The organism is Microbacterium sp. TPU 3598 (assembly GCF_002356155.1).
GTDB classification, from domain to species: Bacteria; Actinomycetota; Actinomycetes; order Actinomycetales; family Microbacteriaceae; genus Microbacterium; species Microbacterium maritypicum_A.
Map to the genome: position 1 here is coordinate 1,049,292 of NZ_AP017975.1, position 14,985 is coordinate 1,064,276.

Annotated in this window: 11 protein-coding genes; 8 read left to right on the forward strand and 3 right to left on the reverse strand. The window is 69.0% G+C overall.

Going from position 1 to position 14,985, the window contains the following annotated elements; all coding sequences use genetic code 11:
• Window positions 1-8: 8 nt before the first annotated feature.
• The gene (locus MST3598_RS04960; RefSeq protein ID WP_029258596.1) at window positions 9-1,094 is read right to left on the reverse strand and encodes an FAD-dependent oxidoreductase; all 1,086 of its coding nucleotides are present in this window, start codon (window positions 1,092-1,094) and stop codon (window positions 9-11) included.
• A gap of 74 nt (window positions 1,095-1,168) precedes the next feature.
• Between MST3598_RS04960 and MST3598_RS04965 the strand changes: the two genes are divergently transcribed.
• From MST3598_RS04965 to MST3598_RS04975, 3 genes are all read left to right on the forward strand, one after another.
• Window positions 1,169-2,284, forward strand: coding sequence for a GuaB3 family IMP dehydrogenase-related protein (locus tag MST3598_RS04965; RefSeq protein ID WP_021198895.1), 1,116 nt, complete (start codon window positions 1,169-1,171; stop codon window positions 2,282-2,284).
• A 59-nt stretch (window positions 2,285-2,343) separates the two neighbouring features.
• A complete protein-coding gene (locus MST3598_RS04970) occupies window positions 2,344-3,105 on the forward strand; it encodes an SURF1 family protein (RefSeq protein WP_051670942.1) in 762 nt (253 codons plus the stop codon).
• Window positions 3,106-3,372: 267 nt separating this feature from the next.
• The gene (locus MST3598_RS04975; protein ID WP_231494421.1) at window positions 3,373-7,962 is read left to right on the forward strand and encodes an ExeM/NucH family extracellular endonuclease; all 4,590 of its coding nucleotides are present in this window, start codon (window positions 3,373-3,375) and stop codon (window positions 7,960-7,962) included.
• A 70-nt stretch (window positions 7,963-8,032) separates the two neighbouring features.
• Here the strand turns inward: MST3598_RS04975 and MST3598_RS04980 are convergent, their stop codons facing one another.
• Window positions 8,033-8,656, reverse strand: a complete 624-nt coding sequence (locus MST3598_RS04980; RefSeq protein WP_029258593.1) for a glyoxalase — start codon at window positions 8,654-8,656, stop codon at window positions 8,033-8,035.
• A 120-nt stretch (window positions 8,657-8,776) separates the two neighbouring features.
• Here MST3598_RS04980 and MST3598_RS04985 point away from each other — a divergent pair, with 120 nt between their 5' ends.
• Genes MST3598_RS04985 through MST3598_RS04995 form a run of 3 tightly spaced genes read left to right on the forward strand, consistent with a single transcriptional unit; the run spans window position 8,777 to window position 12,287 of the window.
• Window positions 8,777-9,289: a DUF3817 domain-containing protein gene (locus tag MST3598_RS04985; RefSeq protein ID WP_021198891.1), complete on the forward strand. Its 513-nt coding sequence runs from the start codon at window positions 8,777-8,779 to the stop codon at window positions 9,287-9,289.
• Window positions 9,286-10,872, forward strand: a complete 1,587-nt coding sequence (gene guaA / locus MST3598_RS04990) for a glutamine-hydrolyzing GMP synthase (RefSeq protein WP_021198890.1) — start codon at window positions 9,286-9,288, stop codon at window positions 10,870-10,872. Before MST3598_RS04985 ends, guaA begins: the two co-directional genes overlap by 4 nt.
• Window positions 10,873-10,880: 8 nt before the next feature.
• A complete protein-coding gene (locus MST3598_RS04995) occupies window positions 10,881-12,287 on the forward strand; it encodes a glycosyltransferase (RefSeq protein ID WP_029258592.1) in 1,407 nt (468 codons plus the stop codon).
• Window positions 12,288-12,381: 94 nt separating this feature from the next.
• Here the strand turns inward: MST3598_RS04995 and MST3598_RS05000 are convergent, their stop codons facing one another.
• On the reverse strand, window positions 12,382-13,047 hold the full coding sequence (locus MST3598_RS05000) for a DNA alkylation repair protein (RefSeq protein WP_021198888.1): 666 nt from the start codon (window positions 13,045-13,047) through the stop codon (window positions 12,382-12,384).
• 130 nt (window positions 13,048-13,177) lie between these two features.
• Between MST3598_RS05000 and MST3598_RS05005 the strand changes: the two genes are divergently transcribed.
• Entirely contained in the window at window positions 13,178-13,606 is a 429-nt protein-coding gene (locus tag MST3598_RS05005) for a YciI family protein (protein ID WP_029258591.1), read from the forward strand.
• Between the two features lie 24 nt (window positions 13,607-13,630).
• Window positions 13,631-14,929, forward strand: coding sequence for an RNA polymerase sigma factor (locus MST3598_RS05010; RefSeq protein WP_036271485.1), 1,299 nt, complete (start codon window positions 13,631-13,633; stop codon window positions 14,927-14,929).
• Window positions 14,930-14,985: the final 56 nt, after the last annotated feature.

The window sequence follows — 14,985 nt, forward strand, 5'->3', positions numbered from 1 at the left end:
GGCGCGGATCAGGGCAGCCGGAAGGGCGCAGCGGCGCGCGCGGTGGGATCTATCGTGAGGTCGGCGAGGATCCCGCCGACGCCCGGGGCGAACTTGAAGCCATGACCGGAGAATCCGGCGCCCACCACGATCCGGCCTCGGCGATCCAGCACGAACGTCCCGTCGTCGGTCGAGGTGTACGTGCAGCTGATCGGCACGGCGGATGCGGCGTCGAGCCCCGGCATCCACTCGCGCACGTAGTCCGCCAGCGCGCGTTGATGCGTGGGCAGGTGCGGTCGGGCGTCCGGGTCGACCTCATCTCCCACGCGGTGGAAACCCACCTTCACGCCTTCGCCGGGTGTCGGCATGCCGTAGACGGTGGCAGGGTATGCCGCGGGATCGACGTAGTGATTGAACGAGGGCCAGGTCGCGTCGGTGAGCGGCCGGAAGTGCGCCGGCGTCTCTTCGGTGACGGCGAGTCGCGGCAGGCCGAAGCGGGCGAGGAGCTTCTGCGTCCACGCGCCGGCGGTCACGATGACGACCTCCGCACGCAGCCGGCTGCCGTCGGCGAGATCGACCGCGGCGCCGTCCCGGTGCTCGTCGATGTGCGCGACCGGCGTGTTCCAGCGCACCTCTGCGCCCCCGGCGACGATCCGCCGTTCCAGCTCGCGGAGTGTTTCCGTCGCGCGCACGACCCCGGCGTCGGAGGACCACAGCACGTCGCCGTCGAAGCGCATCCCCGGCCACCGGGCGCTCGCCTCGGCGGGGGAGAGTACCGCGCTCGGGATGCCGCGAGCGTCGAGCCCCGCGTGCACCGCGGCGAGGTCGGGGTGGCCATGGGTGACGAGTCCGTGCAGGCGCAGGAGCGGCTCGCCGTCGACGTCGCCCAGTGCATCCCACCCGGCGCGGGCGCGCACGAGCAGATCGAGGTAGTGATCCTCGTCGTACGCGTTGTTGAAGTTGCGGGTCGCCCCGTGCGAAGCGCCCTCATGATGGCCGCGTGCGAACCGGTCGACCACGACGGGACGACGTCCTCGTCGCACCAGCTCCCACGCCGTCGCCAGCCCCATCACGCCGCCGCCCACCACAACGACGTCCACGGTCTCGGTCCTCATGTCGTCCTCCCGGTCTCGGAGCCAGTCTTCCAGCACGGGCCCGTCCGGCCGCCGGGTAGGCTGGTGGGGTGACCATGGAGATCGAGCTCGGCCGAGGAAAGCGTGCACGCCGCGCGTACACGTTCGATGACATCGCGGTGGTGCCCTCGCGGCGCACGCGCAACCCGGAGGACGTGTCCACCGCCTGGACGATCGACGCCTTCGGCTTCGAGATCCCGGTGCTCGGCGCGCCGATGGACTCGGTCGTGAGCCCGCAGACCGCGATCATGCTCGGTCAGCTCGGCGGACTCGGGGTCCTCGACCTCGAGGGCCTGTGGACGCGTTACGAGAATCCCGAGCCGCTGCTCGCGGAGATCGCGGGTCTCGACGATGCCGGGGCGACGGTGCGGATGCAGGAGCTGTACTCCGAGCCGATCAAGCCCGAGCTCATCACCCGTCGCCTCGCCGAGGTCCGCGAAGCGGGCGTCACGGTCGCAGGGTCCCTCACCCCGCAGCGCACTCAGGAGTACTACGACACCGTCGCCGCCGCCGGCGTCGACCTCTTCGTGATCCGCGGCACCACGGTGTCGGCCGAGCACGTGTCGAGTGTCGCAGAGCCCCTCAACCTCAAGAAGTTCATCTACGACCTCGACGTGCCCGTCATCGTCGGCGGTGCCGCGACCTACACCGCGGCCCTCCACCTGATGCGCACGGGCGCCGCCGGTGTGCTCGTCGGCTTCGGCGGGGGAGCGGCGTCGACCACGCGCGCCACCCTCGGCATCCACGCGCCGATGGCGACGGCCGTCTCCGACGTCGCCGCCGCTCGCCGTGACTACCTCGACGAGTCCGGCGGACGCTACGTGCACGTGATCGCCGACGGCGGCGTGGGCACGTCCGGCGACATCGTCAAGGCTCTCGCGATGGGCGCCGACGCGGTCATGCTCGGCGTCGCGCTCGCCCGTGCCACCGACGCACCCGGCCACGGTTTCCACTGGGGGCCCGAGGCGCATCACCCCAAGCTGCCGCGCGGCCACCGTGTCGAGGTCGGCGGCATCGGCACGCTCGAAGAGATCCTCTACGGCCCGGCGCCCGTGGCAGACGGCACCGCGAACCTCATCGGTGCGCTGCGCAAGTCGATGGCGACCACCGGATACTCCGACCTCAAGGAGTTCCAGCGGGTCGAGGTCGTGCTCGCACCGTACGAGGCCTGAGGGTCCTGCGCTCCACCGTGACCACTCCTGCTCTGTTTCCCCCGACTCTCCGCGAGGTCATGCTGCGGGGACGCTGGATCGGGATGCTCCTGCTCTGCCTCCTCGTCGCCGGGATCTTCGCCTGGCTCGGACAGTGGCAGCTGGAGCGCGCGATCGAGACCGATCCGCCCGCTCCCGGTGCCACCGAGCAGGTCCAGCAGCTCACCGACGTCCTCGAGCCGGGCGCCTATCTGCCCGAGCCGCTCGTGGGTCAGCGGGTCGAGACCACCGGCACCTGGGTTCCCGGGGACTTCATCGTGGTGTCGAGCCGCTTCAACGACGATGTCGAGGGCTACTGGGTCACCGGTCAGCTGCGGGTCGCCGAGCGCACCTCCATCGCCGTCGCGATCGGCTGGGCTCCCGATCAGCAGACGGCTGACGCGGCCGTGGAAGAACTGGAAGCCGGCGCCGACGGCTCCGAGGTCGACGTCACCGGACGCATCATCTCGGACGAGGGCCCCCGTGTACCGCCGCACTCCGATCCGCAGCGGCTGGATCGCATGTCGCCGGCCGCGCTCCTCAGCCGTTGGCACGATGTCGAGGAACTCGACGTCTACCGTCCCTACCTCGCCTCGACCACGGCGACGGCAGGATTGGTCGACATCTCCTCGCCGGCACCCGATGAGATGTCTCCCGTCAACTGGCTCAACGTCTTCTACGCGGTCGAGTGGGCGATCTTCGCAGGCTTCGCGTTCTATCTCTGGTATCGCCTCGCGAAGGATGCCTGGGAGCGCGAGGTCGAGGAGTTCGAGGACGAGGCGCAGGGCCACACCGTCGCCTGATCTCACGCGCATCCGCGCGCGTTCATGTGCGCAATTGTGCGCCATCGTGTGTGGGTAGTGACCTTCGTCAGGGGTCGTTCCGGCCATCCGGTGATCGCTCGATGACGAATCGGAAAACTCCGTTGAGGATGTCCGGACCGCTCCGTATGCTCGCAACCATGTGAGCACGCTGGGAGTTTCCCCTGTGTGCCGTGACAGTCCTGAGAAGTGTCGAACCCGACCGAGGAGACCGCACCGATGATGTCCGCTCCAGACGAGGGGAACCGCATGGCTCCCGTCTCGCACCGTAGAAGTCGAGGGCGCATCGGCGCTCTCGCCGTGACCTGTGTCGCCGCGCTGAGCCTCGGCTCGCTGGCCGCCGTTCCCGCCACCGCCGACACCTCGGGCACAGGGGTGGTGATCAACGAGGCGTATCTCTCCGGCGGCAGCGCGGGAGCGGCGTTCAAGAACAAGTTCGTCGAGCTGTACAACCCCACCTCGGCTCCGATCACCCTCGACGGCATGTCGCTGCAGTACCGCTCGGCGAACGGGACGGCCGCGTTCAACGGCGTGGCTCCGCTCACCGGCGTCATCCCCGCCGGCGGCTACTACCTGGTGCAGGGCAACAGCAACGGCGCGAACGGTGCCGAGCTGCCCGCACCGGATGCCGTCAGCACCCTGACCCCGAGCGGTACCAACGGTACGCTCGCGCTCGTCGAGGGCACCGCGGCCGTGAGCCTCACGCCGGGCTCGGCCGTCGGCGTCGACGGCGTCGTCGACCTGCTGGGCTACGGCACCTCGAACACCTTCGAGGGCACGGCGGCCACCGCGCCCTCCGGCAACACCGACGTCAAGTCGCTCAACCGCACGGGCGGCGTCGACACCGACGTCAACAGCGCCGACTTCACGCTCTCGCCCACGATCACCCCGCAGAACTCCGGCGACACCGACCCTGGCACCGGTCCGGGCACGGATCCGACCACGGCCACCATCGCCGAGGTCCAGGGCACGACCGACGTCTCGCCGCTGAACGGGCAGACCGTGCAGGTCGAGGGCGTGGTCACTGCCGACTACCGCACCGGCGGTTACAAGGGCATCGTCATCCAGACCCAGGGCTCCGGCGGCGCGACCGACGCGACGCCCGGTGCCTCGGATGGCGTCTTCGTCTTCCTGAACGCGCTGAACCCCACCCTCGCGATCGGCGACCTCGTCTCGGTGACGGGCTCTGTGAGCGAGTACTTCGGACAGACGCAGATCAACCCGGCCGCGGCCGCCGACGTCTCCGTCGTCACGGCAGGCGTCGGTGTTCCCGCCGTCACACCGCTGCCCGCCGCGGTGCAGGGAGCCGACCGCGAGCAGTTCGAGAACATGTACGTGGCTCCGGAGGGGACCTACCGTCTCGCCTCCAGCCACCAGCTCTTCAACTTCGGCACGCTCTGGCTGAATGCCGGTGACGCACTCGCCGTGAAGAGCACCGAGACCACGCGTCCCGGCGCCGAGGCTGCCGCGATCGCCGCGGCGAACCGGGCGAACCGCATCCTGCTGGACGACGGCTGGTCGATCCAGGTGTCCAACAGCGGCCACCCCGGCGAGCAGCCCTACTTCACGAAGGACACGGTGGTCCGCAACGGCGACACCGTCGACTTCGGCGACAACGGCTACGTGCTGCAGTGGGGCTTCAACGATTGGCGCCTGCAGCCGGTCGTGCCGATCGACGACTCCTCGTCGGCCGACCTCAAGGTCGGCTTCGAGGCGACGAACCCGCGCACCGACAGCGCGCCGTCCGTGGGCGGCGACGTCCAGGTCGCGTCCTTCAACGTCTACAACTACTTCACGACGTTGAAGAGCGAGAACTCCAACGCCCGAGGCGCGGCGAACGCGGCGCAGTTCGCGATCCAGAAGTCCAAGATCGTCGCGGCGATCAACGGGCTCGACGCCGAGATCGTCTCGCTCATGGAGATCGAGAACTCGGTCAAGCTGGGCAAGCCCGTCGACACCGCCCTCAAGGACCTCGTCGCCGGCCTCAACGCCGACGCCGGCAGCGACGTGTGGGGCTACGTGCCCACTCCCGCCGCCTTGAACAACGCGGCGACGACCGACTTCATCACCAACGCGATCATCTACAAGAAGGATGCGGTCAAGCGGGTCGGAGACAGCGTCACCGTCACCGACGAGACCGTGTGGGGCAACGCCCGCGAGCCGATCGCGCAGGCGTTCGACATCGACGGCCGCGTCGTCACCGTCGTCGCGAACCACCTGAAGTCGAAGTCGCCGCCCGAGGGAGCAGGAGCGGAGCCGGCCGACGGACAGGGCTTCTTCAACGCCGACCGCGTGAAGCAGGCGAACGCCATCCTCGCCTTCACCGACCAGCTCGAGCAGACGACCGGCAGCGGTGACATGCTGCTGATCGGCGACTTCAACGCCTATGGCAAGGAAGATCCGATCGACGTGTTCACCTCGAACGGGTGGAGCGACCTGGTCGCCGACAAGGCCTCCGGCCAGTACACGTACTCGTTCGACGGCGAGCTCGGCTCGCTCGACCACGTGATCGCGTCGCCGTCGCTCGCCTCGTCGATCACCGGTGCGGGCGTGTGGGGCATCAACTCCCCGGAATGGAGCGACCGCGGCTACGCGTTCGGCGCCACCGAGCAGGGAACGCCCTACCGCTCCAGCGACCACGACCCCATCATCGTCGGCGTCTCCTCGGAGATCCCGCCGGTGAGCATCGACGTCGTCACGGTCAACGACTTCCACGGTCGGATCGAGGCCGACGGCGCTGCGGCGGGTGCGGCGGTCCTGGCCGGTGCGGTCAAGCAGTTCCGTGAGGCGAACCCGAACACGATCTTCGCCGGTGCCGGCGACCTGATCGGCGCGTCGACGTTCACCTCGTTCATCAACGACGACAACCCCACGATCGACGCGCTCAACGCGGCCGGCCTCGACGTCAGCGCGGCGGGCAACCACGAGTTCGATCAGGGCTGGGAAGACCTGCGTGATCGCGTGCAGGAGCGCGCGGACTGGGAGTACATCTCCTCGAACGTGTTCGTCACCGAGACCGGCGAGCCCGCGCTCGCACCGGCCTGGGTGAAGGAGCTCGACGGCGTGCGGGTCGGCTTCGTCGGTGCGGTCACCGAAGACCTCGATTCGCTCGTCTCGCCCGAGGGCATCAAGGACCTCGAGGTCCGCAGCATCGTCGATTCCGTGAACGCGGTGGCCGACGACCTGCGCGACGGCGATGAGTCCAACGGCGAGGCGGATGTCGTCATCCTGCTCGTGCACGAAGGCGCGTCCAGCGTCGAGCTCTCCAGCATCACGCCCGACTCGCCCCTCGGCGAGATCGTCTACGGGGTCGATGACGACGTGGACGCCATCGTGTCGGCGCACACCCACCTCGCCTACAACCACGTGATCGACGGCCGCCCGGTCGTCTCCGCGGGTCAGTACGGCGAGAACCTGGGCCTGATGAACATCAAGGTCGACCCGAAGACGAAGGACCTGATCTCGATCACCAACGAGATCAAGCCCCTCACCGCTGCGGGCAAGCCGCTCTACCCGGCCGTCCCCGAGGTCGCGGACATCGTGGCCAAGGCGAAGGCCGAGGCCGATGTGCTGGGTGCGATCAAGGTCGGCGACATCACGGCCGACTTCAACCGCGCGCGTCAGACGAACGGATCCGAGAACCGCGGTGGCGAGTCCACCATCGGAAACTTCGTCGCCGATGTGCAGAAGTGGTCCACGGGCGCTGATGTGGCGATCATGAACCCGGGCGGCATCCGGGCGAACCTCACGTACGCGTCGGCCGGCGCGTCCGACCCCGACGGCAACGTCACCTACCGTGAGGCGGCGACGGTCCAGCCGTTCGCCAACACGCTCGTGACGCTGACGCTCACGGGGGCGCAGCTGAAGGGCGTGCTCGAGGAGCAGTGGCAGCCGGCAGGCTCGGCTCGTCCGTTCCTGAAGCTCGGAGTCTCGAAGGGATTGGTCTACACCTACGATCCCGCCGCAGCGCAGGGTTCGCGGATCACCTCGATCACCCTCGACGGCGCCCCGCTCGATCCGGTGAAGAACTACACGGTCGCCGCCAACTCGTTCCTCGCGGCCGGTGGAGACAACTTCTCCACCTTCAAGGAGGGCACGGGCAAGCGCGACACCGGCAAGGTCGACCTGCAGTCCATGGTCGACTGGTTCGACGCGAACAAGACCGCGAGCCCCGACTACGCCCAGCGCGCGGTCGGTGTGGCGGTCAGCCCCGCGGATGCCGACGGATACAGCGCCGGCGACCAGGTGACCGTGTCGCTCTCCTCGCTGGCCTTCAGCGCGGGCGAACCGGCTCCGGGTGAGGTGTCGCTGTCGCTCGGCGGCACGCAGCTCGCGGCCGGTGCGGTCGACCCGGCGGTCGTCGACACCACCGACGAGGGCGGGCGCGCCAGCCTGACCTTCACGGTTCCGTCCGGTGTCTTCGGCGAGCAGGTGCTCACCGTGAACGTCGCCGGTACCGGAACCACGGTGCAGGTGCCGTTCACGATCGCGGGAGAAGCCGAGTTCGCCGGCACGATCGCCCTCGGCTCGTCCAAGGTGACCGCGGGCAAGAGCCTCAAGGTCACCGGTGAGGGCTACGTGCCCGGCGAGACCGTGTCGATCGAGCTGCGCCCGAAGAAGGGCAAGCCGGTGCAGGTCGGCACCGTCCAGGTCGGCGCCGACGGCACGTTCAGCACCTCGGTCACCGTGCCGAAGAGCGCCCCGTCGGGCAAGTACACCGTGGCGGCGTCGCAGGCCGATGGAGACGCGGCGACCGCCACGGTCACCGTCAACCGTGCCGGCGGCATCATCGGTGCGATCCTCGACTGGCTCTGGGAGTTGCTGACCCGGTGGTTCTGATCGGGTAGGGGATGACACAGGCGAAGGCCGTCGGGACTCTCCCGGCGGCCTTCGCCACGTCGTCCGGGATTCAGGCGTCGACTGCGACGGGAGCCCACACGAATCCGTCGGGGTCGACCGCAGCGCCGAGCACGCCGTTGACCGTGATCCGATGCGAGCCGGATCCTTCGGCGGGCACGCCCGCGTCCTTCGCGAGGGATGCGTGCCGGTACAGGCCGAGGCCGATCGGGCCGGCTCCGGTGTCGAACTGCACATAGCTGCGGCCGAAGCTCTTGCCGACCGGGATGCCGCGCTCCGTGTAGAAGGTCTTCGATGCGACGACGTCGTCCGCTCCGAGCAGGAGGATGATCTCGTCGACCGCCCGGCTCGGGGGAGCGGTGTCCTTCTTCGCCGAGGTCGCGACCTTCCAGATAGCGCCGTCCGGGGCCTGGATCGTGCCGCCGACGCCCCACAGCGACTTCGACACGGGCTTGATCACCGTGGCGCCGGCGGTGACCGCGGCATCCACGAGTGCGCGCACATTCGCAGGCTGGGAGACGACGAGCGACAGGGTGTAGCCGCGGAAGCCGGTGGTGTCGGCATCCGCGGTGCGGAATCGCAGGCGATCGCCGAGGTCGAACGCGTGCGCGTAGAACGAGCGGGCGGCGTCCACGTCGGGGACGTCGAGGGTGAGGGAATCGATCGTGGTGTTCATGTCGACGACGCTACGAGCGCGTCTTCCCGCGTGCTTCTCGATTCCTGACCGATGCGCAGCGCTCTCTCCGCACGATGGTGCCCGGAATCGACACGATTTCCCGGCGGCTAGACTGGACGCATGCCCGAACCGAAAGTCGCCAGCTTTCCGGCGATCCGCGGTGCGCTGAAGTTCTACCAGATCGCGTCGATCATCACAGGAGTCATGCTGCTCCTGCTGCTGACCGAGATGGTGCTCAAGTACACGCCGATCCACCTCGAGCTCTTCATGGGAGGCTCCGGAGGACCGCTCTGGTTCGCCGGCGTGCTCGCCGGGCCCGACTGCCAGTGGTGGTCGCTGTTCGCCCCGATGACCAACTCCTGCGAGATGACCTCGCTGGGCGACGGATTCAACCTGTCGCTGTTCATCCTCGTGGCGCACGGTTGGTTCTACGTCGTCTACCTCTTCGCGTGCTTCCGCATGTGGAGCCTGATGCGCTGGCGGTTCCCGCGCTTCATCCTGCTCGCGCTCGGCGGCGTCGTGCCGCTGCTGTCGTTCTTCATGGAGGCCGTCGTCGCCCGTGAAGTCAAGACCTATCTCGCCACCAGAGAGGCCGCCGAGGCCTCCGCCCCCGCCCCGGAAGGTGTCCGTTGACCGAACAGTCCGAGACCCAGCAGCGTCCTGCGCTCGTCGTCGACTTCGGCGCGCAGTACGCGCAGCTGATCGCCCGCCGCGTCCGCGAGGCGGGTGTGTACAGCGAGATCGTGCCGCACACCGCCACGGCTGAGGAGATCGCCGCCAAGAACCCGGTCGCGATCATCCTCTCCGGAGGCCCCTCGTCGGTGTACGAGGAGGGAGCGCCGAAGCTGGACCCGGCGGTCTTCGACCTCGGGGTGCCGACCCTCGGCATCTGCTACGGCTTCCAGTACATGGCCCAGACGCTGGGCGGCGAGGTCGCGAACACCGGTCTGCGCGAGTACGGCGCCACGGATGCCGTGATCACCGGCGACGGCGGGACGCTGCTCGGCGGTCAGCCGGCCGAGCAGAACGTCTGGATGAGCCACGGCGACCAGGTCGCCAAGGCCCCCGAGGGCTTCGACGTGCTCGCGACGACGGATGCGACCAAGGTCGCGGCGTTCGCGAACGAGGAGCGCGGCTTCTACGGCGTGCAGTGGCACCCCGAGGTCAAGCACTCGGACCATGGTCAGCGCGTGCTCGAGAACTTCCTGCACAAGGGTGCGGGCCTCGCGTCCGACTGGAACAGCGGCAACGTGATCGCCGAGCAGATCGAGCGCATCCGCGAGCAGGTGGGTGACGCCCGCGTCATCTCCGCGCTCTCCGGCGGTGTCGACTCCGCCGTCTCCACGGCACTGGTGCACAAGGCCATCGGCGACCAGCTCACCGCGGTCTTCGTCGATCACGGCCTCCTCCGCAAGGGCGAGCGCGAGCAGGTCGAGAAGGATTACGTCGAGTCCACCGGCGTGCGCCTGATCACGGTCGACGCGGCAGAGACCTTCCTCGGCCACCTCCAGGGGGTGACCGACCCGGAAGAGAAGCGCAAGATCATCGGACGCGAGTTCATCCGTGCGTTCGAGAAGGTGCAGCTCGACCTGGTCGCCGAGGCCAAGGCTTCGGGCGGCGCTCCCGTGAAGTTCCTCGTGCAGGGCACGCTCTACCCCGACGTCGTCGAGTCCGGTGGCGGTGCGGGCACGGCGAACATCAAGTCGCACCACAATGTGGGCGGCCTTCCCGATGACCTCGACTTCGAGCTGATCGAGCCGCTGCGCGCCCTGTTCAAGGACGAGGTCCGCGCGATCGGTCGCGAGCTCGGCATCCCCGAGGCGATCGTCGGACGCCAGCCGTTTCCGGGGCCCGGCCTCGGTATCCGGATCATCGGTGAGGTCACCGCTGACCGTCTCGAGATTCTGCGTGAGGCCGACGCCATCGCCCGCGAGGAGCTGACCAAGGCCGGCCTCGACCAGGAGATCTGGCAGTGCCCCGTCGTGCTGCTCGCCGACGTGCGCTCGGTGGGTGTGCAGGGCGACGGCCGCACCTACGGCCACCCGATCGTGCTGCGCCCGGTGTCGAGCGAAGACGCCATGACCGCCGACTGGACGCGTCTGCCGTATGACGTGCTGTCGAAGATCTCGAACCGCATCACGAACGGCGTGCGCGACGTCAACCGCGTCGTGCTCGATGTCACGTCGAAGCCGCCGGGAACGATCGAGTGGGAGTAGGGAGCGCCATGCTCCCCGATGCGGCGCCGGTGCTTCCCGACGCCGAGTACGTGGTGCTGTCCAGTCGGTTGATCCCGGGCATGGACGGCGGCTACACGATCGCGACGCTCACACGTGCCCGGCAGCTCGCCGAGGCCGGGGTCGCGAAGGGGGCGGGTCCGCAGCTGCTCACGTTCGACCCGGGGGTGGCTGCCGATCATGCCGCGCACCGTCGGACCTTCGCGGAGCAGGGGGCGCTCGTCGACCCCTCACGTATGCGCAACCTGTTCGACGAGGCCACGGGTTCCGGCGGGGGAGCGGCCGATTGGCTGCGCGCTGCCGCCGACCCCGCGATGACCGCCGACCCCGCGATGACCGCCGACCCCGACGTCGAGTACCGCGTGCTGACGGATGTCGACGGCCGGCCTTTCGCCGCGCTACCGATCATCCCCGGCAATCCGGACTGGCATCTGACCGAGGAACCCGTTCTCGTCTACGACGCCGCAGGCGAGGTGGTCGGGGCGCTGCACGGGTTCCGCGGGCTCTACCGGGCCTGGCTCGAGCACGTCGCGGACGCGTTCGGTGATCGCCTCATCGTCGTGATCTGCGAATCCCGGCAGCTCGGCGAGCTCATCGCCGACTGGTCCGATCCGCGTGTGCGCATCGTCCACCCGATCCACACCATGCACGTGGAGGCGCCGTACACCCCGGATGCTCCGATGAACACGCTCTGGACGCGCTGGTTCCGGCTGACCGACCGTTTCGACGCCGTCATCTGGCCGACCACCACCCAGCGCGACGATGTCGTGGCGCGTTTCGGCTCCGCGGCTTCTCATGTCGTGGTGCCGAACCCGATCGCCCCGGTGGAGCATCGGGACGACCTCCGCGAAGACGGGCTCGTCGTCGTGCTCGGTCGTCTCGCGCCAGGCAAGCGCATCGATCAGGCGATCCGGGCGTTCCTCGCCGCGGACGTCGCCGGAACCCGGATGGAGATCTGGGGCGGCGGGCCCGAAGAGGATCGGCTGCGCGCGCTGATCGAGGAGCTCGGCGCGGGGGACCGCGTGCTGCTCGCGGGTTACACCGATTCGCCCGGCACCGTGCTCGATCGAGCGTCGATGATCGTCACGGCCACCGCCTTCGAGGGCCAGCCGTTGTCGATCGTCGAGGCGCTCCTGCATGGGACCCCTGTCGTGTCATACGACGCCCGCTACGGCATCCGTGACGTTCTGGAACAGGGCGGTGGCGTCCTGGTCCCGAGCGGCGACGTCGAGGCGCTGGGCGAGGCGATCCGCGCGCTGCTGACCGACCCCGATCGGCTCGCGACGCTGAGCGCCGAGGCCCCGTCGGTCGCTGCGGCCTGGAGCCCGCAGCGTTCGCTCGACGCCCTGACCGCGGCGATCGCCGACGTCGCCGCGCGCCCGTCCCGTCGCGTCTGACCGCGTCGCCTGACCGCGTCGCCTGACCGCTCCGGTCGCACTTTCTGTCGCCTCACGGCGGCCCGCGCGGCAGGAACTGCGACCGGAGCGTGATCTAGAGCAGCTTGAGCGCCTCGCGGCGGGAGAGCGGCGACAGCTCGTGCGACTCGACGAAGGCTCGCACCCACGCCGGGTCGGTCTTGCCGAGCTCGCGCAGTGCCCAGCCGATGGCCTTGCGGATGAAGAACTCGGTGTCGGCGAGGTTCGGTTCGATCACAGTGGCGAGCAGCTCGCGGTCGGTGGCACCTCTGCGTCCGAGCTGGGAGATGATGCTCGCCCGGCGCACCCAGAAGTCGTCGTCGCGCGACCACGTCCGCAGCACCGGCGTCATCTCGGCAGGGTGCGCATCGAGCGTCTCGGTGAGCCGATGCGAGACCTCGTCGACGTGATCCCACCACGCTCCTGTGCGGATCATCTCCTCATGCACATCGAGCATGTCGAGTCGGGCTCGCACCGGACGCAGAGCCATCAGAGCACTGGCGGCGTAGCGCTCCTCGCGAAACGCCGCCTCCCGCCACAGCACGAGTGCCGTACCGCGCAACACCGCCGTATCCGTCACCTCGCGCGCGAGCCCACGCGTCACGGCTCGCACCCCGGGAACACGTACGCCGAGGAAGGGCAGCGCCGACTTCATGTACGCCTGCTGCGCGGGTGCCAGCTCCGGATCGGCCTCATCACGGAGCGCGGATCGGATGCTCTGCACGAGGTCTGCGGCGGTCACGGGAGCGAGTCTACGACCGCCCCGAGAAGTTCTTCAGAAAGAATTCCGGGATGATGTCGATCCGAGTCGTTCCCGTTCGACGTCATTGATGAGAGGGTCGAGAGACGGCCCTTCGAACAAGGAGAACATCATGAAGTTCATGCTCATCATGCGCGCGACCGACGAGGCCGTCGAGGCCTACAAGGACATGCCCTTCGAGCAGGTCATCGAGGCCATGGGCAAGTACAACGAGTCGATGATCAAGGCCGGAGTGCTCGTCGCGGGCGAGGGCCTGACCGATGCGGCCGAGGGTTTCGTGGTCGACTTCAGCACCGAGAAGCCGCTCATCACCGACGGCCCCTACGGCGAGACGAAGGAGTTGTTCAACGGCTTCTGGATCATCGAGGTCCCCACGCGCGAAGAGGCGGCGGAGTGGGCGAGTCGCGCACCTCTCGGACGTGGGTCGTACCTCGAGGTGCGTCGCGTGACCGGCGTCGAGGACTTCCCGGCGGACAACGAGTGGATCCAGAAGGAAGAGGGCTGGCGCGAGGAAGCAGCTCAGCGCGCGGCACGGCAGTGATGGCACGGCAGTGATGGCACAGCAGTGACGGACTCTTCCCCACACAGCGAGACGGCGCGTTCCGCTCCCGATACCGGGTCTGCGGAGCGCGCCGTCGCCGCCGTGTGGCGCATCGAGTCCGCCCGCATCGTCGGAGCTCTGACGCGCATGGTCGGTGACTTCGGCCTCGCGGAGGACCTGGCTCAGGAGGCGCTGGTGGATGCGTTGCGGCAGTGGCCGGTCGACGGCGTCCCGCGCAAGGCCGGGGCCTGGCTGACCGCGGTCGCGAAACGCAAGGCCATCGATCGGTGGCGTCGACAGGAGCGTCTGGACGAGCGGGTCGCCCTTCTCGCACACGACCTGGAGCAGGAGCAGCGGGAGGGGCGAGACCTGCTGTGGGATCCGGACGCCGTCGATGATGACGTGCTGCGCCTGATCTTCATCTCCTGCCACCCCGTGCTCTCGAAAGAGGCGCAGGTCGCCCTGACGCTGCGGGTGGTGGGTGGGCTTTCCAGCGAGGAGATCGCCCGCGCGTTCCTCGTGCCGACCGCCACCGTGCAGCAGCGCATCGTGCGGGCGAAGAAAACGCTCTCCGCCGCCAACGTCCCGTTCGAGGTGCCTTCGCGCGAGGAGCGTGCGCCGCGCATCGGTGCGATCCTCGGCGTGCTGTATCTGATCTTCAACGAGGCCCACGCCGCGAGCAGCGGACCCGACTGGATGCGCCCCGAGCTGAGTGACGAGGCCATCCGTCTCGGGCGCGTGCTCGCCGCGCTGATGCCGCAGGAACCCGAGGTGCACGGCCTGCTGGCGCTGATGGAGCTGACGGCCGCGCGGTTCGGGGCGCGCGTGGATCGACACGGCGACCCGGTGCTGCTGGCCGATCAGGACCGTCGGCGCTGGGATCGTGGCCGCATCTCGCGTGGACGTGCATCGCTGGCGACCGCCGATGCTCTCGGACGCGGGCGCGGTGCCTACGGGCTGCAGGCGGCGATTGCCGAGTGCCATGCCGTGGCGGCGTCTGTCGAGGAGACCGACTGGGAACGGATCGTGCTGCTCTACGAGGCGCTCGGGCGGCTCTCTCCGTCGCCGGTGGTCGAGCTCAACCGAGCGGCTGCGGTGGCGATGGCGACCGGGCCGGCGTCCGCTCTGCTCATCATCGACCAGCTGTCGAGTTCGGGCGCCTTGCACGGCTATCACCTGCTGCCCGCGACACGCGGCGAACTGTTGCGTCGGCTCGGGCGCGAGGAGGAAGCCCGGAGCGAGTTCACCGTCGCCGCCGGACTCGCCGGCAATGATCGGGAGAGATCGCTGCTGGAGCGGAAGGCACGAGGGGCACAGAAATGACCCGCCCCCTTCGGGTGCACGAGGCATCCGAAGGGGACGGGCATCAGGGTGACGCG

Excerpts from the sequence above, each read along its gene's own strand:
- MST3598_RS04995 (WP_029258592.1), top strand. The coding sequence starts at position 10,881 with ATGCTCCCCGATGCGGCGCCGGTGCTTCCCGACGCCGAGTACGTGGTG.
- MST3598_RS04975 (WP_231494421.1), top strand. The coding sequence starts at position 3,373 with ATGGCTCCCGTCTCGCACCGTAGAAGTCGAGGGCGCATCGGCGCTCTC.
- MST3598_RS05005 (WP_029258591.1), top strand. The coding sequence starts at position 13,178 with ATGAAGTTCATGCTCATCATGCGCGCGACCGACGAGGCCGTCGAGGCC.
- MST3598_RS04980 (WP_029258593.1), bottom strand. The coding sequence starts at position 8,656 with ATGAACACCACGATCGATTCCCTCACCCTCGACGTCCCCGACGTGGAC.
- MST3598_RS04965 (WP_021198895.1), top strand. The coding sequence starts at position 1,169 with ATGGAGATCGAGCTCGGCCGAGGAAAGCGTGCACGCCGCGCGTACACG.
- MST3598_RS04970 (WP_051670942.1), top strand. The coding sequence starts at position 2,344 with ATGCTGCGGGGACGCTGGATCGGGATGCTCCTGCTCTGCCTCCTCGTC.
- MST3598_RS04985 (WP_021198891.1), top strand. The coding sequence starts at position 8,777 with ATGCCCGAACCGAAAGTCGCCAGCTTTCCGGCGATCCGCGGTGCGCTG.
- MST3598_RS04960 (WP_029258596.1), bottom strand. The coding sequence starts at position 1,094 with ATGAGGACCGAGACCGTGGACGTCGTTGTGGTGGGCGGCGGCGTGATG.